We start from the raw sequence: 26,259 nt of genomic DNA, 5'->3' as shown, positions 1-26,259 counted from the left end.
ATAAATCGAATGGCCCTTATGGGGCCATTTTTTTTACCTACGCAATTTGAAACGCTAAAATATGAAAACCACACCGAGATACCGTGTCTTGGGCAGCGTCTGGAGCTTGTAATGTTTTGGCTTAATGGAAAACCTGCAGAGACGATCCCGCTCGACGATCGCGGTTTGCACTACGGCGATGGCTGTTTTACTACTGCCCGCTGTGTGCAGGGGCAAATCGATAATATAGACGCACATTTAAGCCGAATGCAGGTGGCCTGTGAAAAGTTGCTGATCGGCAATGTGAACTGGACCGTGTGGCGAGATGAGTTTCTTTTTGTTGCACAAGCTACCGGAGATGGCGTTGTTAAAGCCATGATTACTCGCGGGAGTGGCGGCCGTGGTTATTCTATCGCGGGTGCCAATCAGCCAAGACGCATTTTCACTCACGGCCCGCTGCCGCCGCAATATTCCCAATGGCAGCAGAGCGGTATTTCACTTGCTGTTAGCCCAATCCGTCTGGGTATCAATACTACCTTAGCCGGTGTAAAGCATCTTAATCGTTTGGAGCAGGTACTGATCAAGGCAAGTCTTGAGCAGACAGACGCGCATGAGGCTTTGGTGCTTGACACCAAGGATAGGCTAGTGGAATGCTGTGCGGCTAATTTGTTTTGGCGTAAAGGAAAGCAGGTTTATACGCCGTCTCTTGAATACGCTGGGGTAAACGGTTTGATGCGCCAACGTATTATGGCTTTGCTAGCGGACAGCGTGTACGAACCAGCCGTGGTTTCCGAACCTATGGAGACATTGCAGGATGCGGATGAAGTTTTTGTCTGTAACTCTTTAATGCCGTTACTGCCAGTAAATGAAGTGGGGGAGTACCACTTCGATTCTCGGCAGTTGGCGAACTATTTATTACCACGGTGTCTTAGCCCCGTGGCGTGAGTAAAGATTGGCGGTTGAATGAAGAAAAAACTGTTTGGACTCCTTGTTGTCTGCATTCTGGTTCTGCTGGTAGCCCTGTTTTGGGGCTATTATCAGGTGCAGAAGTTTGCCCGAACGCCTTTGGCGATCTCTCAGGAAACGCTCTTTAAACTTCCGGCTGGAACGGGTCGCGTTGCGCTTGAAGGGTTATTGGTGAGAGATAAACTGATTACTCATTCTCACTACTTCCCATGGTTATTACAGATAGAACCGAAGCTCGCTAATTTTAAAGCGGGAACGTATCGCATCACGCCGGGGATGACCGTACGTCAGTTTCTTGAGTTGCTGAAAAGTGGCAAAGAAGCGCAGTTTACGGTGCGTTTTATCGAAGGGACGCGTTTACAGGATTGGATGCAGGTGCTTGCCGCATCGCCTAGTCTGAAGCAAAACGTAGCCAATAAAAGCGAGGCTGAAATGGCTAAAATGCTTGGCTTACCCGAAGGACGATCCCTTGAAGGCTGGCTTTATCCTGATACCTATCATTACACCGCAGGTAACAGTGATGAGATGCTGCTTAAGCGCGCCTATAGCCGTATGAACAAAGAAGTCAATGAAATATGGCAGGGTCGCGAGAAAAATCTGCCCTATAAAACGCCGGAAGAATTAGTCACTATGGCGTCTATTATCGAAAAAGAGACGGGGGTGGGCGAGGAGCGCGGTAAAGTTGCCTCGGTATTTATCAACCGTCTGCGTATTGGGATGCGTCTGCAAACCGATCCTACCGTCATTTATGGTTTAGGCAAAGCATACAACGGCAACTTGACGCGGCGCGACTTACTGCAGCCAACCGCATACAATACCTACGTTATATCAGGATTGCCGCCAACGCCGATTGCGATGCCAAGCCGAGCCTCTTTAGAGGCGTCGGCGCATCCGGATAAAACATCCTATTTATATTTTGTCGCTGATGGTAAAGGTGGACACGTATTTACCACCAACTTACAGAGTCATAATCAAGCCGTGCGGGATTATTTGCAGGTGCTAAGGGAAAAGAATGGAAAGTAAGTTCATCGTGATAGAAGGCCTTGAAGGGGCGGGGAAAACGACGGCGCGCGACACCGTGGTTGATGTATTACGCCAGCAAGGGATTCAGGATATCGTTTTCACACGTGAGCCCGGCGGCACGCCATTGGCAGAGAAACTACGCGATCTCGTCAAACAGGGCGTCGAGAACGAAAAACTTACCGACAAAGCGGAAGTGTTGATGCTTTACGCCGCACGGGTACAGCTGGTTGATAACGTGATTAAACCTGCGTTGGCACGTGGTGCATGGGTGGTCGGCGATCGTCACGATCTCTCTTCACAGGCGTATCAAGGCGGTGGCCGCGGTATTGATTCTCGGTTGATGCAGTCGCTGCGCGATACCGTCTTGGGTGATTTCAAGCCGGACTTAACGCTTTATCTGGATTTACCACCGGCGATAGGCCTCGAACGTGCGCGTAGCCGAGGAGCTTTAGACCGTATTGAGCAGGAATCTTTGGCGTTTTTCGAGCGTACTCGTACGCGCTATCTGGAATTGGCCGCGCAGGACGCGAGCATTATTACCGTAGATGCATCACAAACGCTTCCCGAGGTAACCGCAGCGATTCGCTTAGCGCTTGAATCTTGGTTCAAACAGCAGGAGCAAAGCGCGTGAACTGGTATCCGTGGCTGAATGCACCTTACCGCCAACTGGTAGGGCAACATCAGGCTGGACGAGGGCATCACGCTTTGCTGGTTCATGCCATTACCGGGTGTGGCGATGATTCGTTGATGTATGCGCTTGGGCGCTGGCTGATGTGTCAAAGGCCAAACGGGGATAAAAGCTGCGGTGAGTGTCATAGCTGCCGTTTGATGCTGGCCGGCAATCATCCCGACTGGTATCACTTACAACCAGAAAAAGGGAAATCTAGCCTCGGGATCGAGCCTGTACGCCAAATTATCGAGCATCTCTATGCGCATGCTCAGCAGGGGGGCGCAAAAGTCGTTCTCTTGCCATTGGCAGAAACCTTGACAGAAGCGGCGGCCAACGCACTGTTGAAAACGCTTGAGGAGCCACCCGAGAAAACCTATTTCCTCTTAGGCACTCGCGAACCTGCAAATTTGCTGGCTACCTTGCGTAGCCGCTGTTTCTATCTCCATCTTCCCGTTCCTGACGAAGCGCTAAGCCTGCGGTGGCTGCACACACAGCAGCCAGGTGACGAACTGGCGATGCGCACGGCATTACGCCTCAATGGAGGAGCCCCAGTTGCTGCGTTAGCACTGCTTGAGCCAACTATCTGGAAACAGCGCCTTCAGCTATGTCAGGGATTGCAGCAGGCTATTCCTCAGCGTCAATGGATGCAGTTATTGCCGCTGCTGAATCATGACAACGTGGATCATCGTCTCACATGGTTATGTGCATTGTTACTGGATGCAATAAAACTACAGCAGGGTGTCACCACGGCGCTCATGAATTTGGATCAGCAACCGCTGGTACATCAGTTAGCATCAACTCAGGCAACCATAGTGCTGCAACAGCAGCTAGAGCAATGGATTTTCTGCCGCCATCAGCTTCTCACCACCGTTGGGCTGAATCGCGAGCTTATGCTCACGCGTCAGCTGTGCTTGTGGAGCGAGTCTTTCCCTCCTGCCGTGTAGTAACGTCGTTGACGGGCTGCACGGCTAGCTATTTTATCAGGTTATAAATTATGTATTTAGTTGATTCCCATTGCCATCTAGACGGGCTGGACTATGAAAATCTGCACAAAAGCGTCGATAGCGTTTTAGCCGATGCAAAAGCTCGTGATGTGGGTTTTGTGTTGGCGGTAGCAACGACGCTGCCGGGATATCTGGCGATGCGCAAGCAGATTGGTCAGCGCGATAATGTTGCATTTTCCTGTGGCGTACATCCACTCAATCTGGATGGCGGCTATGATTATGATGAGCTGCGTCAGCTAGCTAGCGCGTCAGAAGTGGTTGCCATGGGCGAAACGGGTCTGGATTACTTCTATCAGAAAGACAATATTCCTTTGCAACAAGAGTCCTTTCGCCAGCATATTCGCATCGGTCGTGAGTTACATAAACCGGTGATTGTTCATACGCGAGATGCGCGTCAGGACACATTAGACATTTTGCGAGAAGAGCAGGTGCATGAATGTGGTGGCGTTTTGCACTGTTTCACTGAAGATCAGGACACGGCTCGCCAACTGTTGGATATGGGGTTTTATATTTCATTCTCTGGCATTGTGACTTTTCGTAACGCCGAAGCGTTGCGTGAGGTTGCCCGCTACGTACCGGTTGACCGAATGCTGGTTGAAACCGATTCTCCCTATCTGGCTCCTGTTCCACATCGCGGTAAAGAGAATCAGCCTGCCTATGTGCGCGACGTTGCTGAATATCTTGCGGTGCTTAAAGGGATGACGCCAGAGGCTTTAGCTCAGCAAACGACAGATAACTTTGTTAGCCTGTTTGGAGTGGCTTTGCCGCACCGTGGATAATATCTATTTATTTTATAGCTCGTAATTAATCCATCAAACGCGTATCTTGCTGGTCGAAAATAGCTTTTCAAAGGTTTGATGCGCGTCACATTGGTGATTTTTTTAACATTAAAATACCAAAAGTGTTATTTAGATCTCTGTATTTTCTGAATCGTGACAACCATCAAACACATTGCAGGGTATTTATTTTACGCTGTGTAAAAATTAAGGAAGTGCAATGACACTTCTACTGCGTTCAGGTTCTCTTCCTGCGCGTGGCGTGATTCTCGGGTATACGCGAACGCGCTAATAAAAGAGCACTATTTTATTCAGGAGCACTCTCAACTATGTTTAAAAACGCATTCGCAAACCTGCAAAAAGTAGGTAAGTCGCTAATGCTGCCGGTGTCCGTTTTGCCCGTCGCAGGTATTCTGCTGGGTATCGGCTCCGCCAACTTCACTTGGCTACCCGCAGTAGTCTCACACGTGATGGCTGAGGCCGGCGGTTCGGTATTCGCTAATATGCCGCTGATTTTTGCAATTGGTGTCGCACTTGGCTTTACCAATAACGACGGCGTTTCTGCGCTGGCTGCGGTGGTTGCGTACGGCATCATGGTGAAAACCATGGCAGTGATTGCACCGCTGGTATTGCATATTCCGGCTGCCGAGATTGCCGAAAAGCATTTAGCCGATACCGGTGTGCTGGGTGGGATCATTGCGGGTTCTATCGCAGCCTATATGTTTAACCGCTTCTACCGTATTAAACTGCCTGACTATTTGGGCTTCTTCGCCGGGAAACGTTTTGTTCCGATCATTTCAGGCCTAACGGCCATTGCGTTCGGTATTGCACTGGCCTTTATTTGGCCTCCGGTTGGTTCGGCAATTCAGTGGTTCTCCCAGTGGGCGGCCTATCAAAATCCAAAAGTGGCATTTGGTATTTATGGTCTCGTTGAACGTGCGTTAGTACCTTTCGGCTTACACCATATCTGGAACGTCCCATTCCAATTCCAAGTGGGTTCGTTTACTGATGCGGCCGGTCAGGTATTCCACGGCGATATTCCTCGCTATATCGCAGGTGATCCAACAGCAGGTAAACTGTCTGGTGGTTTCTTGTTCAAAATGTACGGTCTGCCAGCGGCGGCAATTGCGATTTGGCATTCTGCTAAGCCAGAAAACCGCGCTAAAGTGGGCGGAATTATGATCTCGGCGGCGTTGACCTCCTTCCTGACGGGGATTACCGAACCGATCGAGTTCTCGTTCATGTTTGTTGCGCCAATTTTGTATGCTATTCATGCGATTTTGGCGGGTCTGGCGTTCCCTATCTGCATCATGCTGGGAATGCGTGATGGCACGACATTCTCTCCAGGGCTGATCGACTTTATTTTGCAAAGTGGTCACAGCAGCAAAATTTGGTTGTTCCCTATTGTGGGGATTGCTTACGGTTTGGTGTACTACGTTATTTTCCGTGTGCTAATCACCAAACTGAACCTGAAAACACCGGGTCGTGAAGATTCGTCTTCAGAACAGAAAGCCCAGAGCAGTGACGAAATGTCTGCTGCATTAGTGGCTGCATTTGGGGGCAAAGATAATATTACTAACCTCGATGCGTGTATCACTCGTCTACGTGTGAGCGTAGCGGATGTGGCGAAAGTGGATCAGGCTGGTTTGAAGAAACTAGGTGCTGCAGGCGTTGTGGTGGCTGGTTCAGGCGTACAGGCTATCTTTGGTACCAAGTCAGATAACTTAAAAACTGATATGGACGAATATATCCGCAATCACTAATCCGTGAGTGGGGTATAAACACAAAGAAAGGAGGCCATGGCCTCCTTTCTTCTGTTGGTATGAGGGCGATGCAGAATTACTCGAGCAGGTGGCCCATTTTGGCGGCCTTAGTTGACAGATAACGCTCGTTTTTCGGATTACGTCCAACGATAAGAGGGACTCGTTCGGTGATGTTAATGCCCGCTTCGGTCAGAATCTCAACTTTTTTCGGGTTATTTGTCAGTAACCGTACCTGATCTACCCCTAACAGCTTGAACATATCTGCACACAAGGTAAAGTCACGCTCATCCGCAGCAAAGCCAAGTTGGTGGTTTGCTTCTACTGTGTCTGCGCCCTTATCCTGTAAAGCGTACGCGCGGATTTTGTTCAGCAGTCCGATGTTTCTACCTTCTTGACGGTGGTACAACAAGATACCCCGACCTTCTTCTGCAATGTGCTCAAGTGCAGCTTCTAACTGAAAACCACAATCACAGCGTAAGCTGAATAGTGCGTCACCGGTTAAACATTCTGAATGTACACGTGAAAGCACGGGGGTCGAGCCAGATACATCACCATAGACTAAGGCTAGATGATCATGGCCGGTAGCAATTTCTTCGAAGCCGACCATCAAAAAGTCACCCCAAGGTGTCGGCAATTTTGCTTCAGCCACTCGTTTAAGCTGCATGTTGATCTCCACAACTACATCTTTTAGATATTGCCCATTATGGACACCGGTTATTATGTGCTGCCGATGCAGGTGAGTGCAGGCACAACCGAAGTAAATCCGGAAAAACCGAATCTTTAATATGGTGCCTATTTTGCCACAACTATTGGCGATACAGCAGTGTTCGGTGATGACTGCGTCTTTTTTGTTCTAAGCGTTCAATAAAACACCGCGTGATATTTACTGATAGGCTTCATTGATATGGTATTGCTACACTGAATATTCAATGGAAAGAAAGGATTAATTGATGTTACAGATTGCAAAGCGTACCACGGTAGGTCTGATTGTGTTGCTCGCCATGCCCGTGACCGTCTGGATGAGCGGCTGGCACTGGCAGCCAGGTGGTACTGATTACATGCTAAAAGCTCTGTTTGCCATGACAGAAACGGTGACCTCGCCTTGGGGAGCGCTCACCAGTCTCATATTGGGGGGCTGGTTTCTGTGGTGTTTACGCTTTCGGATCAAAGCAACGATTATCTTATTTATTATACTGACAATGACTGTCGTTGTGGGGCAGCAAATAAAATCGACAATTAAAAATTGGGTGCAAGAGCCTCGTCCTTATGTCATGTGGTTGGAAGGTGAACACAATGTTGATGTGAAGGCATTTTATAGCCTCAAACGTGGTGCTCGCGGTGATTTGGTGACTGAACAACTACAGAATGAAACGCGTATCCCGCAGTGGTTAAAAGGCCATTGGGCATTTGAAACCGGTTTTTCGTTTCCTTCAGGGCATACTATGTTTGTTGCAACGTGGACTTTGCTTGCGTTTGGATTGTTACTTCCCCGTCGCCGCTACATTTCGACGTTGGTGATCAGCATTTGGGCCATTAGTGTGATGGGAAGTCGTTTAGTGCTAGGGATGCACTGGCCGCAGGACTTGATTGTCGCAACCTTAATTAGCTGGGCATTAGTGACGGTATCGTGCGCGCTTGTACAACGATTTTGCGGTTCTTTAGACATCAGTGCACCGGAATCTCAAGAGATAAAACATCGCACCGAAGATGAGTAACTTCAAGGAAAACTTGAAGTTTTAGGGGATAATCCCCATATAGTTCTAATACTTATATACTCTCTATTTGAAGGGGATACCTTTGAATCTCAGACGTGAATGGCATGAGACATCATGAGAACTGGGAGTACTGAAACAGGGTTTTAGTGCTGCGTGGGGTTCCCCTACGATATAACTAAATGATAATTTAAGCATTCGGGTGCTGTTTTTTTTGGCATAATTCATCCGGTTAACCTGATTTACAGGAAGAAATGTGAAATATCTGCTAATTTTTTTGATCATCTTGGCTGTTTTTGTGCTTTCCGTCACGTTAGGTGCGCATAACGATCAGACCGTTGCGTTCAACTATTTGATCGCTCAAGGTGAATACCGCCTTTCTACGCTACTTGCGACGCTGTTCGCGGGTGGGTTTATTTTGGGTTGGATTATCTGCGGCTTATTTTATATACGCGTCCGTTTGGGATTGGTTCGTGCCGAGCGTAAAATCCGTCGCTTAGAACAGCAAGCTGCGCCTGCAGAGCCGGATAATCTGGCGCCTCCTGCGACGCTGAAGGAATAGAGACTATGTTAGAGCTGCTGTTTCTGCTTCTTCCCGTTGCTGCCGCCTATGGCTGGTATATGGGACGCAGAAGTGCTCAGCAGGATAAGCAGCAGGAAGCCAGCCGCCTATCGCGTGAATACGTGGCAGGGGTCAACTTTCTGCTTTCTAACCAGCAGGACAAAGCGGTTGACCTGTTCCTCGATATGCTTAAAGAGGACAGTAATACGGTCGAAGCGCATCTTACGTTAGGTAACTTATTCCGCTCGCGTGGCGAAGTTGACCGCGCTATACGAATCCATCAGGCCCTGATGGAGAGTGCTTCTTTGACTTTTGATCAGCGTTTGTTGGCTGTTCAGCAGCTTGGTCGCGATTATATGGCCGCGGGGCTTTATGATCGCGCTGAAGAAATGTTTAATCAGTTGGTCGATGAGCAAGACTTTAAAGTTTCAGCTTTACAGCAGTTATTAATTATTCACCAAGCCACCAGCGATTGGCAAAAAGCGATAGACGTGGCTGAGAAGCTGGTTAAGCAGGGCAAAGATCAGCAGCGCATCGAGATTGCGCATTTTTACTGCGAGCTTTCACTGCAGGCGATGGGGAGCGATGATTTAGAACGAGGCATGGCGCTGTTAAAAAAAGCCGCCTCAGCAGATAAAAACTGCGCGCGCGTGTCTGTGATGCTCGGTCGAATCTATATTGCCAAAGATGAACCCGCCAAGGCGGTCGACGCGTTGGCTCAGGTTTTAGACCAAGACAAAGATCTGGTAAGCGAAGTCTTGCCTATGATGCATGATTGCTATCAGCAGCTCAATCAGCCCGAGCAATGGGTGGCCTTCTTACGTCGCTGTGTAGAGGAAAATACGGGGGCTGCGGCTGAACTTATGTTGGCCGAGGTCTTGGAGCAAAATGAAGGTATCGAGGCTGCACAGGTTTACGTTGGGCGCCAATTACAGCGGCATCCCACCATGCGCACCTTCTATCGCTTGATGGATTACCATTTAGCGGAAGCCGAAGAGGGCCGAGCGAAAGAGAGCCTGCAATTGCTGCGAGATATGGTTGGCGAACAAATTCGTACTAAGCCTCGCTACCGCTGCATGAAATGTGGGTTTACTGCCCACACGATGTATTGGCATTGCCCGTCGTGTCGCGCTTGGGCAACCATCAAACCGATTCGTGGGCTTGATGGGCAGTAATTTAGCGCCTCTCTGCGCTAGGCACATGGTCTAACGCTGTGTACAATGCCCTCCCTGATAAAGGCCTTATTTCATTTACCGCCAGCTTCAGGGAGTTGCCATGTCCATTTCTACGCCATCTCAGGCAAACGTTACCACGTCACCGATCCTAGTTGCTCTTGATTATGCAGATAAAAATGCCGCTTTGGCGTTTGTCGATAATATCGATCCGCGTGACTGTCGCCTAAAAGTGGGCAAAGAGATGTTCACCCTGTATGGCCCGCAGTTGGTTAGCGAGCTACAACAACGCGGGTTTGAAATCTTTCTTGACCTGAAGTTTCACGATATTCCTAATACGGTTGCACATGCAGTTGCGGCTGCGGCTGAGTTAGGCGTATGGATGGTGAACGTCCACGCCAGTGGCGGAGCTCGTATGATGAGTGCAGCTAGTGAGGCACTGGTTCCATTTGGCAAAGATGCGCCGCTGTTGATCGCCGTTACTGTTCTGACGAGCATGGGAGCGGAAGATTTGCGTGGCATCGGCATTGAACAATCCCCCGCTGATTACGCTGAACGTCTGGCTAAACTCACCAAAGCCTGTGGGCTTGATGGGGTTGTGTGTTCAGCTCATGAGGCAACGCGTTTAAAAAATAGCTGTGGTAAAGATTTCAAACTGGTAACACCGGGAATCCGTCCCGAAGGCAGTGCAGCAGGCGACCAACGTAGAATTATGACGCCGGTGGAAGCGGTTAAAGCGGGCGTTGACTATATGGTGATTGGCCGTCCTATTACCCAATCTGCGGCGCCAGCAGAAACATTGCGCTCAATTTTAAATTCTTTAGCTTAAGCAGGAAGTTCCAATACCATGCAGGACAAGAACAGCAGACTGGTTTATTCAACGGATACTGGCCGAATCGATGAAGAAAAAGTGCCAGTGGTGCGCCCGAAAGGGGACGGTATTGTACGTATTCAACGACAAACCAGTGGCCGAAAAGGCAAAGGGGTCTGTCTGATTACGGGGTTAGACATTGATGACGCCGAACTGCAAAAGCTGGCTGCCGAACTGAAGAAAAAATGTGGCTGCGGTGGCGCGGTGAAAGAGGGCGTGATTGAAATTCAGGGGGATAAACGAGACTTGCTCAAGCAACTGTTGGAAGCCAAAGGGCATAAAGTCAAATTGGCTGGTGGCTAAGTGTTACCTCGAAATAGGGCCCACTAATCCCTGTTGTTTTATACGGGCTGAGATGACTCTCAGCCCGCTGCCTATTATTTACCAACCTGATGGCCGATAATTCCGCCGACCGCTGCGCCGCCCACTGTGCCCAACGCGCTGCCATCGGTAAGAACGGCACCGCCTAAAGCACCTGCACCTGCACCGATTGCGGTGTTACGGTCACGTTTAGACCAGTTAGAGCAGGCACTCAGAGAAGCAACCAGCGTCACTGCCAGTGCTGCCGCTGCAAAACGTTTCATAGTTGTATTCATCACTTACTCCTTTTAAGTTTCTGACGATTATATTTCTCTATAAGTATAGGACATGATTTGTGCGAGAAATTAGCTGCTGTATATAGGTTGTCCAATAGGTAGTGCTCGCTAAAATCGTTTTTTGCAAAATATAATTCTGCATAACAGCATGTCATATGTGCGGCTCAGTATATTCATTTGCCAAATTCCTAATAGGTAAATATTCTTATTTTGAATCACTCTCTCTCAGCTTATCGTGCTAAGAACCGCGACTGCCGATGTACCCACGTTTTCTTATTTAGCTAATTCACTCGCACTTTGTAGCCAGTTCTCCCATACCCGAACCGGATGGTGTTCTAGACAATAAGGTTATTAACGCGGGAGATAACTCATGCTGGAACAATTGAAACAACAGGTGCTGGCGGCCAATCTGGCGTTGCCAAAATATGGTCTGGTCACATTCACTTGGGGTAACGTAAGTGGGGTTGATCGCGCAAGTGGACTGATGGTCATCAAACCCTCGGGTGTTGATTACGAAGGAATGGGTATCGATGATATGGTCGTGGTCGATATCGCTTCCGGTGACGTGGTGGAAGGCAAATGGAAACCGTCTTCAGACACTGAAACTCATCGCGGCCTTTATTTGGCATTCCCAAACATTGGCGGAATTGTGCATACGCATTCGAGGCACGCTACGATTTGGTCACAGGCGGGTTTGGATATTCCCGCTTGGGGAACAACACATGCTGATTATTACTATGGCAACATTCCCTGCACACGCTTAATGACTGAGTCTGAGATTCAGCATGATTATGAGTGGAAGACTGGTCAGGTGATAATTGAAACCTTCAAGCCACGTCATCTGAATCCTGATCAGATGCCTGCCGTGCTCGTTCATTCGCACGGGCCTTTTGCTTGGGGTAAGAATGCGTTAGACGCGGTGCATAATGCAGTTGTATTGGAGGAGGTGGCGTATATGGCTATTTTTACACGTCAGCTTAGCCCACAGCTGTCGGATATGCAGCAAGACCTGCTCGACAAGCACTACTTGCGCAAACATGGAGCGAATGCGTATTACGGACAGTAGTGGCAATGGGTATTCTGTTATTAGCAAAAAGAGGGCGCTTATGTGTAATGCCGATCACTTAAGCGCTCTTTTTTTATCCTCTCATCATAAATTAACTAACTGATTTCTTATAAAAATAATCACCCACATCAACAAAATAAGGGCAGATTACAATCTAGCTCAAACCCGTCAGTTCATCGCTTAACTGTTACATTTCTGTTGTCTATTCTCATGGTGATTGTTTTGATGCTAATTAATTATGAGATATAGATCACACAAGAAAGTTTTGTGCGCTGGCTCACATTGAAAGTTTATGTAAAGACGCTGACAATGTTACCGATAACAATTACCGGTAACATTGACGAGGGATATTTATTCGGCGTCAACCAACCATTCAATGTCTGGAGCCAATCTATGAAAAACACACTAAAACCTCACTACGTGTATGTAGTGATGGGCGTATCTGGCAGTGGCAAATCTGCTGTTGCGAGCGCAGTGGCTCAAAAATTGTCGTGTGGTTTCCTAGATGGCGATTTTCTACACCCGCGTAGCAACATTAATAAAATGTCCGAAGGTCATGCGCTGAATGATGAAGACCGTGCTCCGTGGCTGAGTGCTTTGAACGATGCTGCATTTGCCATGCAGCGCACCAACGATGTATCCATCATTGTCTGTTCTGCACTGAAAAAACGTTACCGTGACCGACTGCGTGAAGGTAACGCTAACCTCTCATTTATCTATATGGATGGCGATTTCGACCTCATCGAATCGCGTATGAAAGCCCGTAAGGGACACTTCTTCAAACCTCAAATGCTGGTTTCTCAGTTTGAAGCACTGGAAGTGCCTAACGCCGACGAACAGGATGTTTGCGCCATTGATATCAATCAGCCACTCGACGCGGTCATTGCTGACACGTTGAAACACATCCAACAACGTTCGATTCAGGAATAATTCTGTGGATACCATGACTCTCGTCGGCACTGCTGTCGGCTCTGTACTGCTATTACTCTTTTTAGTCATGAAAGCACGGTTACATGCTTTTGTGGCGCTGATGCTGGTCTCTATTGGTGCTGGTATTTTCTCAGGCATGCCATTGAGCAAAATTACTCAGGCTATGCAGGATGGTATGGGGGGCACGCTTGGCTTCCTGACTATCGTTGTCGCGCTAGGCGCAATGTTTGGCAAAATTCTGCATGAAACGGGGGCGCTGGATCAAATCGCCGCTCATCTGCTGAAAAGTTTTGGCGAAAAACGCGCTCATTATGCGCTAGGGATTGCGGGTTTAGTCTGTGCACTACCGTTGTTTTTCGATGTCGCCATTGTATTGCTGATTGGCGTGGTCTTTGCCGTAGCGCGTCGCACTAACGGTAACGTTGTCAAAATGGCGATCCCGCTGTTTGCTGGTGTGGCCAGCGCTGCCGCGTTCTTGTTGCCAGGCCCTGTGCCGATGTTGCTGGCGGCTCAGATGAATGCTGATTTTGGCTGGATGATTGCTATCGGTTTAGTGGCGGCTATTTTGGGGATGCTGCTAGCGGGCCCATTGTTTGGTAACTTCATCAGCAAACATGTTAGCTGGCCCATGCCAGAGGAAGAGAATGCGCCAGTACTGGATAAGTCTAATATGCCATCGTTTGGTCTTAGCCTGACACTGGTGTTATGTCCGCTGGTGTTAGTTGGGATGAAAACCATTGGTGCGCGTTTTGTTACACCGAATACCTCTTTGTATGATTGGTTAGAATTTATCGGCCATCCATTTACCGCGATTCTGATTGCCTGCCTCATTGTCATCTACGGATTGGCAAAGCCACGCGGCATGAGCAAAGAACAGATCATGTCTATTTGCTCGGCAGCCATTCAGCCTGCGGGGATCATATTGCTGATGACCGGTGCGGGCGGTGTATTTAAGCAAATCCTAGTCGATTCAGGCGTAGGCCCTGCGTTGGGGGATGCGCTGATTGGCGCGGGTTTGCCTATCGCCGTTGCCTGTTTTGTATTATCTGCCGCAGTACGTGTGATCCAAGGTTCTGCAACTGTAGCATGTTTAACAACCGTGGGGTTGGTACTGCCAGTCACTGCTCAACTGGGGTTAAACGGGGGACAGCTGGCGGCACTGGCGATTTGTATCGCTGGTGGTTCAATTGTGCTTAGCCATGTGAACGATGCAGGTTTCTGGCTGTTCGGGAAATTTACCGGAGCCAACGAACTGCAAACGCTAAAAACATGGACCGTGATGGAAACCATTTTGGGAACCGTGGGCGGTATCGTCGGGATGATGGCCTTTACGCTGTTCTAATGGTCAGATGTTGATAAAAAGCCCACGGGGGAAACGCCGTGGGCTTTTTTGTTTCAGGTGACCCGTCCTGAATCATGAGCTACTGGGCGATATGGATACGTCGCTTAATATTTTTCAGATAGGTGGTGATCGTAAACGTCATAATAACGAGCAGCGCCCATGAACTCCATTTGCCGACGTGTACGGCCGACCATGCGCCTAACTGATAGGGATATTTCCAGATCCCAAAGAAAGTGCTGATGTTTTCCGCTAGCCAAATGAAAAATCCAATCAGAATAAAGGACAGCAGCAGTGGCATTTTACGTTCGCGATCGTAAGGTGTGAAAATCACCATGCTACGAGCATAAATTCCTAATATAAAAGCCGTAATGTACCAGCGATAGTCACCGATATAGTGATGAGTGAAGAAGTTTATATAGATCAGTATCGCGATGCCGGTGCTGAAGAGATAGGGCGGGTGGTGACGAATTTTTAGATCGCATAGACGCCATGACTGAATGATAAAGCTACCCACCGAGGCATACATAAAACCAGCAAACAGAGGAACACCAAACAGTTTGGTATAGGCAAAATCGGGATAGCTCCATGACTGTATGCTGCCGGAGGTTTTAAATACCTCAAGCGCAAACCCGACCACGTGAAAAAGAGTGATAGCCTTTAGCTCATCCCAGGTTTCTAACTTACTGGCGACCATCCATAGTTGAATAAGAATGGCGATAATAAATAAGAGATCGTAACGAGCAATATTGAGAAAACCAGCGCGCGGCACAGAAAAAACGGCGATAAAAAATAGGCCAACAAATAAACAGGCGCGTGCTTCTTTCAGTCCAAAGTACCAAAATTCAGTACAGAATCGGCGTATTCCGGTGAGCTCAGGCGCATTTCGCTGGCGGAGCAAATGTTGATCGAGTAACGAGAATGGCGACATGGATGTCCTTATATCATTGGCCATTTTTTAGGAGGAAGATATTAACCTGACCGTATTGGCGCGTCATGAGATTCTAGCGAGATACTCAGCCTAATAACGTAATTCAGAATTAAGCTGTACTACTTGTCATCGCAAGCACATCGACCACAACAACACAGAACCGCAAATTCAACAAAAAATCAACAAAGTAGTAGAAGCTAATAGGTAGCTTCGGTATTCTGCTGACCTTATTTATAATGTGACCTAAGTCACGATTTCTGTCATGAACGGTGACACGAATATTTTTCTTATATCAGGGGCCGCTATGTCAACATCATCATTGCCACCGACACCCGCACCGGTGGCGCACCGCCGCGGCGCTGAAATTGCATTGGCCGTAGGCGGTTTCGGGATCGGCACCGGCGAATTTGCCATTATGGGACTGTTGCCTAACGTTGCCAAAGATCTGGCGATCTCGATCCCTCAGGCCGGACACGTCATCAGTATTTACGCTCTGGGAGTGGTGATTGGTGCGCCAGTCATTGCTACGCTCGCGGCGCGTCTGTCGCGTAGAACGCTACTGTTACTGTTAATGGTGCTCTTCGCCGTGGGGAATATTGCCAGCGCGTTGAGTTCTAGCTATGGAAACCTGATGGTGTTCCGCTTTATTAGTGGATTACCACATGGCGCATACTTTGGCGTGGCGTCTCTGGTGGCGGCTTCGATGGCAGGCGTCGGGCAGAGAGCTAAAGCCGTAGGGCGGGTCATGCTTGGGCTAACGCTGGCAACATTGCTAGGTTCGCCCCTTGCCACATGGATTGGTCAACTAATGGGATGGCGCGCGGCCTTTGTGATGGTTGGGGTTATCGGTGCTCTGACCGCGTTCCTAGTCATGCTGTGGTTGCCGAAAGATAGCGTGGAGGAAGGGGCGAGCCCGCTACGTGAACTGGGGGCGTTGAAGCGTAAGCAAGTTTGGCTAACGTTAGGTATTGCCGCTGTGGGATCGGGTGGCCTGTTTGCGGTGTTTAGCTACATCGCGCCGACACTGATTCATCAAACAGGAATGTCGCCATCTAGTGTGCCTTTGGTGCTGATCATTTTTGGCGTCGGTATGATTTTAGGCAATATTTTCGGTTCGCGTCTGGCAGATCGTTCACTGATGGGCACCATAGTCGGCGTGTTGATCTGGAACGTGGTTATCCTCACCACGTTCTATTTGGTCGCTGATATTGCGTGGGCAACGGTGCTGGTTGTACTGCTCACCGGCGGTAGTTTTGCGTTGGTACCTGCTTTGCAAACGCGCTTAATGGATGTTGCGGAAGATGCTCAAACGTTGGCTGCGGCGTTGAATCATTCGGCGTTTAATATCGCCAACGCGTTAGGCGCATGGTTGGGTGGTGTAAGCATTGCCGCAGGATTTGGCTGGTCTTCGACAGGTTGGGTAGGCGCAGGCCTCGCCGCTGGGGGGATACTGTTGTTTCTGTGGTCTTACTACTCAGATCCTGACATTAAACCTAAAAAATCGCGACGAAATAAAAGTATCCGTAGTATCGAACTTTAACGGTATTTATGGGTTAAACGACGGCGGATTCTGGTAGCAGGTGGCAACTCTATGATTTTGAGCCAGACTATAAATTATTCGCATGTCGAATATTGGCAGCATGACAAGCATCCATAATAGCTATTGCAGTACCCGTGGTGCTACGAGCTGAACAACATCAAGGAGTCCAGATGAAGACCCGAGAACTTGTTTACCTTTTTGATCCCCTTTGTGGCTGGTGTTATGGTGCGTCGCCAAGAATTAGCCAACTGGTCGACGATCCCGATTTTCACGTCACTTTCCGCCCGACAGGTTTGTTTGCTCGCGAAGGCGCTCGAGATATGACGCCTGAATTTGCTCAATACGCGTGGCAAAATGATATGCGGATTGAATCGGCAACTGGGCAAGTATTTAGCGAAGCCTATCGTGAAAATGTGCTGAATCAAGGTGGCGTGTTTGATTCTTTCTCTGCCACGTTAGCATTGATAGCCGCCGAACTCAGCGAGCCTGAGCGCGTTTTCGCCGTGTTGAAAACGTTGCAGCGAGCGCGTTATGTTGAGGGGGTAGATAATTCTAGCAGCAAGGGTGTGGTTGAAATTCTAGAACGTGAGGGTTTTGAAACAGAAGCCTTGGCCGTTTCTCGACCAACAGAAGCATTATTGCGCCGCTATGAACATTGTTTACGTGATACTCAGCGTTTATTAGAACGACATAATGTGAAAGGTGTCCCTGCTCTGGTCGTGGTTGGTGCTCAGGGAGAGCGTTTGCTGCCTTCAGGCAAGCTCTTCACATCTTATGAGGAACTGAAGGCGGAACTGCTGCGATTTGACGAGTTTTGAGTCAGGCAGATTTGCTGGTGTCACAGCCCTGTAAGACCGATTTAGGACTTACGGGGCTGCATTCATAACGCATTGATTTATTGGGCAGTGGTCTGACGCTTTCTACGCACGACCATCACAATGGTTCCCACCAGTCCGCTGATGAGCAAAATGATAGGTAAAATCATCAAACAGGTCATGACCTGATCTTCGTGGCGTTTAACAAACGGAATGTAGCTGATGGCTAAACCAACCCCCGTCACAGAACAAACCCATAGCAATGCACTTAGCCAGTTAAATACCTGAAAACGGGCGTTCTTGAGCCCTGATAAACCGGCGATAGTAGGCAAAATAGTCCGCACAAAAGCCAAGAAGCGACCGACAAGCAGCGCCACTAAACCGTGTTTATGGAACATGTGATAGGCACGCTGATGGTAATGCGCGGGTAACTGCACTAGCCATCCTTGCACCAGTTTGGTATCACCTAACCAACGACCTTGAATGTAACTCATCCAGCAGCCGAGGCTTGACGCAATAATCAGAACGCTGATGGTGGGAAAGAAAGGTAGAACACCTTTGGCGATTAACGCTCCTGCTAGTAATAGCAGGCTATCACCGGGTAAAAATGCTGCAGGAAGAAGCCCGTTTTCCAATAACAGCGTGGTGAATAAAATACCGTAAATCGCCCATATCATTTTAGGGTCGCTTAGTACGGTGAAGTCCTGGGCCCACAGAGCGTGCAGGATCTCTTTAATTACTTCCATTACTCTACCTTTATGACTGCGTACGCTATGTGATCAAAGTGTACTTGGAAAAACCGAGCTCATTGGGTCATTGTAATCTAAATGCCACGAAGTTTCGGAGATACCGCTCATCAATTTACTGCTTATTGATAGTTTAATTGGCAAATAGGCTTATTTTTCAAATGGAGGGTTCCCGTAGCGCTCTTTTGAAAAAATATTCACCTACTTTTCCTGTATTTTACCATGTTTTTAGTATGACAAATGTAAATCTAGCGCAAAATGGATGGCGGTATGTGACAGGTCTTCATCCCTAAATAACAGAAAAGGCACCCTGTGGGGTGCCTTAAGTACGTTGTTTTATTTGCAGGGGAGAGGTGATAGGCTTAGATTTCCGCATTTTGCATCATACGACGCATAGGCTTGATCAGCAGGGCCAGAACCACGGCACAAATCACCAATGCAATAGAGCAACGCGCAAACAGATCTGGCAGCATGTCGAGCTGATCGGCTTTCACTTGCCCACCAATCAAGCCCGCAGCTAAGTTACCTAATGAGCTCGCACAGAACCACAGTCCCATCACCTGTCCACGCATGCGATCGGGTGCCAGTAAGGTCATGGTTGCCAGCCCAATTGGGCTTAGACACAGTTCACCCAAGGTTAACAGTAGAATACTTCCCACTAACCAGAACGGCGAAACGGCTTCACTGGTTGCCAGTACATCCTGCGCGGCTAAAATCATGATGCCGAAACCTGCTGCGGCAAACAGGATGCCGATAACAAACTTTACCATGCTGCTTGGCTGCATTTTGCGGCGACCCAGCGCTGGCCATAACCAGCTAAACAGCGGCGCTAAGATGATAATAAACAGCGCATTCAGGGACTGGAACCAAACGGTTGGGATTTCAAAATCACCAAACTGACGTTGGGTATAGTCGTTGGCAAACAGGTTGAATGAGGTCGGTTTCTGTTCAAACGCTGACCAGAAGAACGCGGCGGAAACCAAAAGAATAAAGCAAACCAGCAAGCGAACGCGCTCTTCGGAGGCCAATCCGGCAAAGGCAAACAGATAAACAAAGTACAGGGTTACCGAAGCGGCAATCACATAAACCATGACGCTGGCGATCAACACAGGATTGATAGGGATAATGCCGTAAGACAGCAGGCCGATCAGTACAATCGCGCCGACGGCCAACAGTGAAATCCAGCGGCCTACGTTTTTACGCTCAACGACAGCGTGATTCCAACTGGAGTCTAAACCGACTTCACGATCGTAACGACGCATAGAAGGCACTGCGAAGAAACGGAAGATCAGCAATGCCACCAGCATTCCCAGGCCACCGATACCAAAGCCCCAGTGCCAGCCTTTTTCGCCGACCAGCAAACCGGTGACCAATGGTGCTAAAAATGACCCTAGGTTAATGCCCATGTAAAACAGCGAGAATCCGCCATCGCGACGGGAATCGCCATCTTTGTACAGGGTGCCGACCATGACGGAAATACAGGTTTTGAATAGACCGGTACCGAGCACGATCAACAGCAGGCCGATAAAGAACAGGGTATTGCCCCATAGCGCGGATAGCGCAATGGCTAAGTGACCGAGAGCAATCAGAATCGAACCATACCAAACGGCTCGGCGCTGTCCTAGCCAGTTATCAGCCAGCCATCCACCAGGCAGAGCGGCGAGATACATGCTACCGGCAAAAATACCGACGATAGCAGAAGCCTGCTCGCGTGGAATGCCCATTCCGCCTTCGAAAACGCTGGCGGCCATGAATAAGATCAGAAGGGGACGAATACCGTAGAAAGAGAATCGTTCCCACATCTCGGTGAAGAACAGCGAACCGAGCGGATAGGGATGACCGAGAAAAGTACGGCCTTGCTGAGTATTATCAGAGGATTGCATGTTGTATTCCCATTAACTATACGCAAAGAACGAGAGCGTATGATTGATAACTTAAAATATAAATATTTAACTTCTTGTATTTATAGCATTTATTAATGAACAATCAGGCTTTTGCCATGTTATTCGTATATTCATTAATAATGCGGGATTTGGAAACTAACATAGATTTGTACGCGAGGTCATCTTTTTATCATCAAAATCGTTATTTTGTGAACAGTTATTTGGTTTTTTGTAACGAAAATGAGGTGTTAAGCAGGGTAAACATCGACGATTGTGAGGTTTTGTTGATGTTAGTCGCTAAGAATCGTTGTCATCGCCATAGCATGTTTTTAATCGAGACGTCAGCCTGCTGGTCAAATACTCTGACCAATGGAATGCTAGTGTGATTTTATATCGCGTAGTCGACAGTGGCGGGATAAATGGGGAGTTTGGTTTTATGGCAAGTTTCACGTGCATGGCGCTTAATGAAACTTGCCGAAGCTAATTCATTCTTGGTGATTTAATCCAGAGTGAAAGTGTTATTTCTAGCGGCGTGTTTTCCGTTATCTCAGCGCTTCATTACGCATAATCGAGTAGCGTCCGCTGCCCAATAACATGATGACAATGCCGCCCATAAAGTACAGCATTTCATTTTCCAGTCCCCATGCGCCGACATCGGTCAAGGTAAAGAACTTACCTGTGCCTACCATTAGAGTGGCAACCAATAAGTTGATGGCATAAATCAACGCGGCAGGGCGAGTGAATAGCCCTAAAATGATCAGAATTGGCGTCACGATCTCACCAATAAATACGCCATAGGCGATAACGCTGGGTAAGCCTTGTTCTTGTAGCATGGCTGAAATCCAACCAATGCCATGCTCAATTTTCGCGATGCCATGGAATAACATGAGCAGGCCAAAAGTGAGTCGTAGCAATAGTTTGCCGCCGTCCTGATGATCGGTTAAACGTGTAAAAGACTGATTTAATGAAGTGATCATTGCTACATCCTTAGTAGGCAGGGCGTTTATCTGCACGAATGGAAAAAGTATTGGGTAAATAGTGTGGGGATTATCGGGCCATTACGGCCCGTAAGTAATCAGAGAATCTTGATGAACAACATCAAATTATCTGTCCAATTACCACTTCATTTCACCGGTATTCACCTTGGCACTGAGCTCTAAGCTCTCAGCATCTTTGAGCGTTGGGTAAGCCTTTTTCATTTCGAGAATGACGGCCTGACTGTTTTTGTTGGTGCTAAGTACCTGCTCAAATTTTTTCAGATAGTCACGGCTAAAGACGATAGCGGCATCGCCTTTTGGTGCGGTTCCCAAATAGTGACCAGGAACGACGGTTTCAGGATGAAGCGCCTGCATGCGGTCTAAAGCCATAATCCAATTTTCACGCGAAGCCTTGGTTTGAGTATCCGCGGTCCAGATATGCTGATTAGCGGAAACGAGCACACCACCCACGACGGCTTTCAGCGATGGGATCCACACATAGGTACGATCTGGGGAAGCGCTATCGAGATCTTGGATAATCAGTTTCTGGCCTTCAAGCACAATCTCATTGCCTGGTAACACATCGGGGGTGATGACTTTCGCTGGAGCCTGATCTTTCATCAGAGGGCCCCAGTATTGCAACTTGGCCTGTTGGGTGGCTTTGATATGCGCTACCGTGGGCTGTGTTGCCACCACTTTAGCCTGTGGGTAGGCCGCCAACAGGGTATCCAAACCAAAATAGAAATCAGGATCTCCGTGGCTGATATAAATCGTAGTCAGCGTTTTGCCACTTTTCTTAATCATATTGATCAGAGCATTAGCATCTTTTTTCTCAAATTGTGCATCAATCAGCACGGCTTCCTTGTCGCCGGTAATGAGCTCTGATGAGACGGGGAATAGGCTGGTCGCGCCAGGATTATAGACCGAAATTTCCAGCGGCTTTGCCTGAGCCGCAAAAGCGGCTCCTGCGAGAATAAGCGACAAAACCAGAGGTTTAACTGCGATGGTGGGTTGCATAATGACAGGCCTTTATTATTAATGTGAGTTATTACTGTTTGGCAGTATATTCAGCATTTAATGAAAGAAATACGTCAGAATGGTAGACATACTGTTAACCAAATCGAGCAAATTGAAGGGGGAAAGACATGGATCGACTCAGCGCGATGCGGGTTTTTGTTTGTGTCGTCGAGCAAGGCAGTTTGAGCCGCGCCGCAGAAAAACTGAATCTGTCACGTGCGATGGTTTCCCGCTATCTGGCCGATTTGGAAAAGTGGATTGGTGGACGTTTGTTACACCGTACGACTCGCAGCCAAAGCTTAACGAGCGCCGGAGAAGAGGTTCTCGCCCGCTGTCAGGCACTGTTATTGCTGAGTGATGAGATTGAACAGATCGTTGATAATAATCAGCAAATGCCGAGAGGGCTGCTGCGTATGACGAGCAGCCAATCGTTGATTCAGGCTTTTCTTACGGATGCCGTATGTGACTATTTAACGTTTAATCCAGCGGCGCAAATTGACATTTGCCGACAGGAAAAAACGCTTAACTTGGTTGATGAACGTATTGATCTCGCCATTCGCATCACCAACCAGCTCGATTCAAATCTCATTGCTCGTCGTTTAGGCACCTGCTATTCCGTGATGTGTGCGTCTCCTGCCTACGCTGAGAGGCATCCTTTGCCTCAAAAAATAGAGCAGTTGAGCAAGCATAACTGCCTAACACATGAGCACTATTCCCATCATCAATGGGGATTCACATACCAAGGGAGTTCGGTTGTGATCCCTGTGAACGGTAACCTGAGTGCCAACTGCGCAACGGTACTCACGTCGGCTACGCTGCGCGGATTTGGTATTAGTTTGCTGCCGCGTTATTTAGTTAATCAACTGCTAGAAGATGGGCAACTACTGGAAGTGTTACCTGACTATCAGCCTGAAACGTTGGGCATATATGGCGTTTATACGTCACGCCAATTCATGCCCGCGACATTACGTGTGTTCCTCGATTTTCTGGTTAGCCGTTTTGCGTCTGACCCGCGTTTTTCCTGATCCGCGCGTAGACGCTAGACTATGTGCGATCATGCCTAAAATGACTAACGTGATACCAAGTAACGATATCGGTGCAGGCAGCGCCGCGCCAAGAAAAATCATTTCGCCAAGTAGGGTAAATAGCACTTCACCAGACTGAGTCGCTTCAACGGCGGCCAGTTGAGTGGGGTCATTGCGCACAATGTTAGTGGCGGCAAAAAAGAGCAGCGTGCCAATCACGCCAGAAAAGAGAGCGACCAGCACCGATTGTTCGACCTGAGTCGTGGAAGGCCATCCTACGCGCTGGTAAGCAACGAGCGAGAGCAGCAGCCAAAACGGCAGACTGGCGAGCGTCATGTTCAAAACACGCTGTAAGGTATCCACGTTGTGATGACAGATATTCATCATCTTACGATTGCCTAGTGGATACAAAAACGCGGCAACAAGTACCGGAACCAGTCCTGCAACGGCCTGAAATACGCTGATATGCTCAGCCTGCTGCCATAGCATCAGGGCAATGCCGAGAAGGATCAGCAGCGACCAGCGTAGTCCATACCACGGGATTTTGTGTCGAGGCTCACCTTTCCCACCAAGCCAGGGAACCAGCAGCGATCCAGCGATAATGGTGAACTGCCACGTTCCGGCGACTAACCAGCCTGGTCCATAGGTGCTGGCGAGGGTAATTAGGGCGTAAAACAGGCCGAACCCTAAGGTACTCCACAGCAGGTAAGTGCCAATATTTTGAGACAGATGACGTAGACTTTGGCGCAGTTGGCCACGCATTGCGACTAAAACGAATAGCATGGGCGCCATAAACCAGAAGCGCAGGCTCGCGCTCCACATCCAGTCACCCCCGCCAATTTCCATTGCGCGGTTTAGAATAAAGGTGAACGCGAAAAATAGGGAGGCGATCACGCCGTACACAATAGCCTGCATTGAGATGTCCGAATTATTTGTTTGAGACGATTGGTGACATTCGCGTACTGAGCTACAATTTTCACCGTACATGTGCGCTATAACGCACAAGGTCAAAGATTAGCACTGTGCGTTATAACGCACAAACAAAAAAGAGAACCTCATGACCGATCTTTCCCTCCATATTGGACAAACATTGCGTGACCTGCGTCAGCAGCGGGGATGGAGTTTAGACAAGACCGCACAGGCGACAGGTGTGAGTAAAGCGATGCTCGGGCAGATTGAACGCGGAGAATCTAGTCCTACGGTGGTGACGCTGTGGCGCATCTCCAGTGGTCTACAAACCTCATTTAGCGAGTTTTTACCCAAACAGTTAACCGACGCGGAACCTGCAAGCCTTCATCATGAGGACGAAGCGATTACCGCTCAAACACTGCTTGGCTATGATCCTCAACTCGGCTATGAGGTGCTGCTGATTACGTTACAGGCAGGTTACATCCACAACTCCTATGCGCATGATAAAGGCGTTGTGGAAGATATTTTGATGATTGAAGGTGAGGTGGAAGTGCAAGTAGAAGGAACGTGGCATCACGTTACCGTCAGCAAGCCCTTACGCTTCTGCGCCGAGCAGACTCACAGCTATCGCAATAGTGGTTCATCGGTCGCAAAATTCCATAACATTGTGCACTATTCGCAGCCAACCAAGATGCAGCTAGAAGTCTGACGAGCAACTATTTTAGATAACCACACACTCTGTCGGTGGAATATTCATCAATGAATATCCATAATCGCCGCCCTATACGATTTCTGCTCGTTATAACTAAAATAGTTGGAGTGGTATCTGACCTGTAAATGCGTGGGCTCGGATGCAGCGACCAGTATGGCGGGGTAACGTTAGCCAGATTCACCTGCAACGCCAAATATAAAAGGAAATGGACACCATGCCAGTGTTACATAACCAAATCTCAAATCAGGAACTGAAAGCCCGCATGCTGGCTGAAACCGAGCCGCGCACTACGGTTTCATTTTACAAATATTGCCGTATCGACGATCCGCAACGCTTTCGTGATGCGCTGTATATCATTTTTCGTGAGCTCAGCGTTTTTGGGCGAATTTATATTGCCCAAGAAGGCATAAACGCGCAGATTTCGGTGCCAGCTAGCCGTTATGGATCTATGAAGGCGGCCCTATATCAGGCTCATCCCGATTTTGACGGTCTGCGAATGAATGTGGCGCTAGATGACGATGGGAAATCATTCTGGGTGCTACGTATGAAGGTGCGCGAACGTATCGTTGCTGATGGTATCGACGACCCAAGTTTTGATGCGACGAACGTGGGGCAATATCTCAATGCAGCAGAGGTCAACGCCATGTTGGACGATCCTGATGCTGTTTTTGTGGATATGCGTAACCACTATGAATATGAAGTCGGCCATTTTACTCACGCCATGGAAGTTCCATCCGATACTTTCCGCGAGCAACTCCCGATGGCGGTGGACATGCTTCAGCAGGATAAAGACAAGAAGATTGTTATGTATTGCACGGGAGGTATCCGCTGTGAAAAAGCCAGCGCCTACATGCTGCATAACGGCTTTAACAACGTTTATCATGTGGAAGGCGGAATTATAGAATACACGCGTCGTGCTCGTGAGCAGGGGCTACCGCTGAAGTTTATCGGCAAGAATTTCGTTTTCGACGAACGCATGGGCGAGCGTATTACCGACGACGTGATATCGCATTGTCACCAGTGCGGGACTCCGTGCGATACGCACACCAACTGTTTAAACGACGGCTGCCATTTACTGTTTATTCAGTGTCCTGCCTGTGCCGAGAAGTACAGCGGCTGTTGTAGCCCCGAGTGTCAGGAGGAAAGTGTATTGCCGATAGAGGAGCAGCGCGCTCGTCGCGCAGGGCGTGAAAACGGCAATATGATTTTTAATAAATCACGCCACAAACCGCTGCGTCTTCGTATTCCCAACCGCGACGAATAATCTATCAGGTG

At 48.6% G+C, this 26,259-nt stretch carries 27 protein-coding genes; 19 read left to right on the top strand and 8 right to left on the bottom strand.

Translation table 11 applies throughout. The features are described 5' to 3' along the window. The first annotated feature begins 111 nt into the window (after positions 1-111). From pabC to ptsG, 6 genes are all read left to right on the top strand, one after another. Complete coding sequence (gene pabC / locus HMPREF3091_RS14630) at positions 112-924, top strand: aminodeoxychorismate lyase (protein WP_070716625.1); 813 nt, start codon at positions 112-114, stop codon at positions 922-924. Positions 925-942: 18 nt separating this feature from the next. Then, positions 943-1,968, top strand: coding sequence for an endolytic transglycosylase MltG (mltG, locus tag HMPREF3091_RS14625; RefSeq protein ID WP_070716622.1), 1,026 nt, complete (start codon positions 943-945; stop codon positions 1,966-1,968). Further along, positions 1,958-2,599: a dTMP kinase gene (gene tmk / locus HMPREF3091_RS14620; protein ID WP_070716620.1), complete on the top strand. Its 642-nt coding sequence runs from the start codon at positions 1,958-1,960 to the stop codon at positions 2,597-2,599. Before mltG ends, tmk begins: the two co-directional genes overlap by 11 nt. Continuing rightward, positions 2,596-3,582 (top strand): DNA polymerase III subunit delta', encoded by a 987-nt coding sequence (gene holB, locus HMPREF3091_RS14615; protein WP_070716618.1) that lies wholly within the window; start codon positions 2,596-2,598, stop codon positions 3,580-3,582. The genes tmk and holB overlap by 4 nt, the downstream gene beginning before the upstream one ends. A gap of 50 nt (positions 3,583-3,632) precedes the next feature. Further along, positions 3,633-4,421: a metal-dependent hydrolase gene (locus tag HMPREF3091_RS14610; RefSeq protein ID WP_004092942.1), complete on the top strand. Its 789-nt coding sequence runs from the start codon at positions 3,633-3,635 to the stop codon at positions 4,419-4,421. Positions 4,422-4,747: 326 nt separating this feature from the next. Next, complete coding sequence (gene ptsG / locus HMPREF3091_RS14605; RefSeq protein ID WP_004092943.1) at positions 4,748-6,181, top strand: PTS glucose transporter subunit IIBC; 1,434 nt, start codon at positions 4,748-4,750, stop codon at positions 6,179-6,181. A 76-nt stretch (positions 6,182-6,257) separates the two neighbouring features. On the opposite strand, the gene ribA is transcribed toward ptsG, so the two are convergent. Continuing rightward, complete coding sequence (gene ribA, locus HMPREF3091_RS14600) at positions 6,258-6,845, bottom strand: GTP cyclohydrolase II (RefSeq protein WP_004092946.1); 588 nt, start codon at positions 6,843-6,845, stop codon at positions 6,258-6,260. A gap of 286 nt (positions 6,846-7,131) precedes the next feature. On the opposite strand from ribA, the gene pgpB reads away from it, so the two are divergent. The 5 genes from pgpB to yciH all read left to right on the top strand — a co-directional run bounded on the left by pgpB (position 7,132) and on the right by yciH (position 10,801). Continuing rightward, positions 7,132-7,896, top strand: coding sequence for a phosphatidylglycerophosphatase B (gene pgpB / locus HMPREF3091_RS14595; protein WP_070716616.1), 765 nt, complete (start codon positions 7,132-7,134; stop codon positions 7,894-7,896). Positions 7,897-8,149: 253 nt separating this feature from the next. Continuing rightward, positions 8,150-8,455, top strand: a complete 306-nt coding sequence (locus tag HMPREF3091_RS14590) for a LapA family protein (RefSeq protein ID WP_004092950.1) — start codon at positions 8,150-8,152, stop codon at positions 8,453-8,455. 5 nt (positions 8,456-8,460) lie between these two features. Continuing rightward, positions 8,461-9,630, top strand: a complete 1,170-nt coding sequence (gene lapB / locus HMPREF3091_RS14585) for a lipopolysaccharide assembly protein LapB (protein WP_070716615.1) — start codon at positions 8,461-8,463, stop codon at positions 9,628-9,630. 100 nt (positions 9,631-9,730) lie between these two features. Next, positions 9,731-10,456 (top strand): orotidine-5'-phosphate decarboxylase, encoded by a 726-nt coding sequence (gene pyrF / locus HMPREF3091_RS14580; RefSeq protein WP_070716612.1) that lies wholly within the window; start codon positions 9,731-9,733, stop codon positions 10,454-10,456. Between the two features lie 18 nt (positions 10,457-10,474). Continuing rightward, positions 10,475-10,801: a stress response translation initiation inhibitor YciH gene (gene yciH / locus HMPREF3091_RS14575; protein WP_004092956.1), complete on the top strand. Its 327-nt coding sequence runs from the start codon at positions 10,475-10,477 to the stop codon at positions 10,799-10,801. A 74-nt stretch (positions 10,802-10,875) separates the two neighbouring features. Here the strand turns inward: yciH and osmB are convergent, their stop codons facing one another. Further along, positions 10,876-11,094 carry an osmotically-inducible lipoprotein OsmB gene (gene osmB / locus HMPREF3091_RS14570; protein ID WP_004092957.1) on the bottom strand — a complete coding sequence of 73 codons (219 nt, stop codon included), beginning with the start codon at positions 11,092-11,094 and terminating at the stop codon, positions 10,876-10,878. Between the two features lie 370 nt (positions 11,095-11,464). Between osmB and araD the strand changes: the two genes are divergently transcribed. The 3 genes from araD to gntU all read left to right on the top strand — a co-directional run bounded on the left by araD (position 11,465) and on the right by gntU (position 14,432). Further along, positions 11,465-12,160 carry an L-ribulose-5-phosphate 4-epimerase gene (gene araD / locus HMPREF3091_RS14565; RefSeq protein ID WP_070716610.1) on the top strand — a complete coding sequence of 232 codons (696 nt, stop codon included), beginning with the start codon at positions 11,465-11,467 and terminating at the stop codon, positions 12,158-12,160. Between the two features lie 393 nt (positions 12,161-12,553). Further along, positions 12,554-13,090, top strand: coding sequence for a gluconokinase (gene gntK / locus HMPREF3091_RS14560; RefSeq protein ID WP_035503432.1), 537 nt, complete (start codon positions 12,554-12,556; stop codon positions 13,088-13,090). Between the two features lie 4 nt (positions 13,091-13,094). Continuing rightward, positions 13,095-14,432 (top strand): gluconate transporter, encoded by a 1,338-nt coding sequence (gntU, locus tag HMPREF3091_RS14555; RefSeq protein WP_070716608.1) that lies wholly within the window; start codon positions 13,095-13,097, stop codon positions 14,430-14,432. 79 nt (positions 14,433-14,511) lie between these two features. On the opposite strand, the gene HMPREF3091_RS14550 is transcribed toward gntU, so the two are convergent. Further along, the gene (locus tag HMPREF3091_RS14550; RefSeq protein WP_070716605.1) at positions 14,512-15,360 is read right to left on the bottom strand and encodes a DUF817 domain-containing protein; all 849 of its coding nucleotides are present in this window, start codon (positions 15,358-15,360) and stop codon (positions 14,512-14,514) included. Positions 15,361-15,664: 304 nt separating this feature from the next. On the opposite strand from HMPREF3091_RS14550, the gene HMPREF3091_RS14545 reads away from it, so the two are divergent. Both HMPREF3091_RS14545 and HMPREF3091_RS14540 read left to right on the top strand, forming a co-directional pair. Continuing rightward, on the top strand, positions 15,665-16,900 hold the full coding sequence (locus HMPREF3091_RS14545) for an MFS transporter (RefSeq protein ID WP_035503437.1): 1,236 nt from the start codon (positions 15,665-15,667) through the stop codon (positions 16,898-16,900). A 170-nt stretch (positions 16,901-17,070) separates the two neighbouring features. Beyond that, complete coding sequence (locus HMPREF3091_RS14540; protein ID WP_070716604.1) at positions 17,071-17,718, top strand: DsbA family protein; 648 nt, start codon at positions 17,071-17,073, stop codon at positions 17,716-17,718. Positions 17,719-17,795: 77 nt separating this feature from the next. Here the strand turns inward: HMPREF3091_RS14540 and HMPREF3091_RS14535 are convergent, their stop codons facing one another. The 4 genes from HMPREF3091_RS14535 to HMPREF3091_RS14520 form a co-directional block, all read right to left on the bottom strand. Beyond that, positions 17,796-18,461, bottom strand: coding sequence for a DedA family protein (locus HMPREF3091_RS14535; protein WP_008813779.1), 666 nt, complete (start codon positions 18,459-18,461; stop codon positions 17,796-17,798). A gap of 362 nt (positions 18,462-18,823) precedes the next feature. Beyond that, positions 18,824-20,344, bottom strand: coding sequence for a peptide MFS transporter (locus HMPREF3091_RS14530; protein WP_008813778.1), 1,521 nt, complete (start codon positions 20,342-20,344; stop codon positions 18,824-18,826). A gap of 542 nt (positions 20,345-20,886) precedes the next feature. After that, entirely contained in the window at positions 20,887-21,321 is a 435-nt protein-coding gene (locus HMPREF3091_RS14525; protein WP_070716602.1) for a DoxX family protein, read from the bottom strand. Positions 21,322-21,459: 138 nt separating this feature from the next. Then, a complete protein-coding gene (locus tag HMPREF3091_RS14520; RefSeq protein ID WP_070716601.1) occupies positions 21,460-22,338 on the bottom strand; it encodes an MBL fold metallo-hydrolase in 879 nt (292 codons plus the stop codon). Positions 22,339-22,466: 128 nt separating this feature from the next. Here HMPREF3091_RS14520 and HMPREF3091_RS14515 point away from each other — a divergent pair, with 128 nt between their 5' ends. After that, positions 22,467-23,363, top strand: a complete 897-nt coding sequence (locus HMPREF3091_RS14515) for a LysR family transcriptional regulator (protein ID WP_070716599.1) — start codon at positions 22,467-22,469, stop codon at positions 23,361-23,363. Here the strand turns inward: HMPREF3091_RS14515 and HMPREF3091_RS14510 are convergent. Continuing rightward, positions 23,304-24,278: a DMT family transporter gene (locus tag HMPREF3091_RS14510; RefSeq protein WP_070716598.1), complete on the bottom strand. Its 975-nt coding sequence runs from the start codon at positions 24,276-24,278 to the stop codon at positions 23,304-23,306. The two genes, HMPREF3091_RS14515 and HMPREF3091_RS14510, sit on opposite strands and share 60 nt — an antisense overlap. A 142-nt stretch (positions 24,279-24,420) precedes the next feature. Between HMPREF3091_RS14510 and HMPREF3091_RS14505 the strand changes: the two genes are divergently transcribed. Further along, entirely contained in the window at positions 24,421-24,981 is a 561-nt protein-coding gene (locus HMPREF3091_RS14505; protein ID WP_004092973.1) for a helix-turn-helix domain-containing protein, read from the top strand. A 217-nt stretch (positions 24,982-25,198) separates the two neighbouring features. Beyond that, complete coding sequence (locus HMPREF3091_RS14500; protein ID WP_070716595.1) at positions 25,199-26,248, top strand: oxygen-dependent tRNA uridine(34) hydroxylase TrhO; 1,050 nt, start codon at positions 25,199-25,201, stop codon at positions 26,246-26,248. Positions 26,249-26,259: the final 11 nt, after the last annotated feature.

The sequence above is a fragment of the Hafnia sp. HMSC23F03 genome (genome assembly GCF_001816025.1).
In the GTDB taxonomy this organism is placed as follows: domain Bacteria; phylum Pseudomonadota; class Gammaproteobacteria; order Enterobacterales; family Enterobacteriaceae; genus Hafnia; species Hafnia paralvei.
This window is presented reverse-complemented; position numbering and strand designations above follow the sequence as displayed.

Coding starts and splice junctions, on each gene's coding strand:
- HMPREF3091_RS14500 (WP_070716595.1), top strand. CDS start 25,199: ATGCCAGTGTTACATAACCAAATCTCAAATCAGGAACTGAAAGCCCGC.
- HMPREF3091_RS14505 (WP_004092973.1), top strand. CDS start 24,421: ATGACCGATCTTTCCCTCCATATTGGACAAACATTGCGTGACCTGCGT.
- yciH (WP_004092956.1), top strand. CDS start 10,475: ATGCAGGACAAGAACAGCAGACTGGTTTATTCAACGGATACTGGCCGA.
- HMPREF3091_RS14530 (WP_008813778.1), bottom strand. CDS start 20,344: ATGCAATCCTCTGATAATACTCAGCAAGGCCGTACTTTTCTCGGTCAT.
- HMPREF3091_RS14540 (WP_070716604.1), top strand. CDS start 17,071: ATGAAGACCCGAGAACTTGTTTACCTTTTTGATCCCCTTTGTGGCTGG.
- HMPREF3091_RS14545 (WP_035503437.1), top strand. CDS start 15,665: ATGTCAACATCATCATTGCCACCGACACCCGCACCGGTGGCGCACCGC.
- HMPREF3091_RS14610 (WP_004092942.1), top strand. CDS start 3,633: ATGTATTTAGTTGATTCCCATTGCCATCTAGACGGGCTGGACTATGAA.
- HMPREF3091_RS14515 (WP_070716599.1), top strand. CDS start 22,467: ATGGATCGACTCAGCGCGATGCGGGTTTTTGTTTGTGTCGTCGAGCAA.
- HMPREF3091_RS14550 (WP_070716605.1), bottom strand. CDS start 15,360: ATGTCGCCATTCTCGTTACTCGATCAACATTTGCTCCGCCAGCGAAAT.
- HMPREF3091_RS14510 (WP_070716598.1), bottom strand. CDS start 24,278: ATGCAGGCTATTGTGTACGGCGTGATCGCCTCCCTATTTTTCGCGTTC.
- araD (WP_070716610.1), top strand. CDS start 11,465: ATGCTGGAACAATTGAAACAACAGGTGCTGGCGGCCAATCTGGCGTTG.
- HMPREF3091_RS14525 (WP_070716602.1), bottom strand. CDS start 21,321: ATGATCACTTCATTAAATCAGTCTTTTACACGTTTAACCGATCATCAG.
- HMPREF3091_RS14520 (WP_070716601.1), bottom strand. CDS start 22,338: ATGCAACCCACCATCGCAGTTAAACCTCTGGTTTTGTCGCTTATTCTC.
- HMPREF3091_RS14535 (WP_008813779.1), bottom strand. CDS start 18,461: ATGGAAGTAATTAAAGAGATCCTGCACGCTCTGTGGGCCCAGGACTTC.
- osmB (WP_004092957.1), bottom strand. CDS start 11,094: ATGAATACAACTATGAAACGTTTTGCAGCGGCAGCACTGGCAGTGACG.
- pyrF (WP_070716612.1), top strand. CDS start 9,731: ATGTCCATTTCTACGCCATCTCAGGCAAACGTTACCACGTCACCGATC.
- lapB (WP_070716615.1), top strand. CDS start 8,461: ATGTTAGAGCTGCTGTTTCTGCTTCTTCCCGTTGCTGCCGCCTATGGC.
- pgpB (WP_070716616.1), top strand. CDS start 7,132: ATGTTACAGATTGCAAAGCGTACCACGGTAGGTCTGATTGTGTTGCTC.
- gntK (WP_035503432.1), top strand. CDS start 12,554: ATGAAAAACACACTAAAACCTCACTACGTGTATGTAGTGATGGGCGTA.
- tmk (WP_070716620.1), top strand. CDS start 1,958: ATGGAAAGTAAGTTCATCGTGATAGAAGGCCTTGAAGGGGCGGGGAAA.
- ptsG (WP_004092943.1), top strand. CDS start 4,748: ATGTTTAAAAACGCATTCGCAAACCTGCAAAAAGTAGGTAAGTCGCTA.
- mltG (WP_070716622.1), top strand. CDS start 943: ATGAAGAAAAAACTGTTTGGACTCCTTGTTGTCTGCATTCTGGTTCTG.
- pabC (WP_070716625.1), top strand. CDS start 112: ATGTTTTGGCTTAATGGAAAACCTGCAGAGACGATCCCGCTCGACGAT.
- ribA (WP_004092946.1), bottom strand. CDS start 6,845: ATGCAGCTTAAACGAGTGGCTGAAGCAAAATTGCCGACACCTTGGGGT.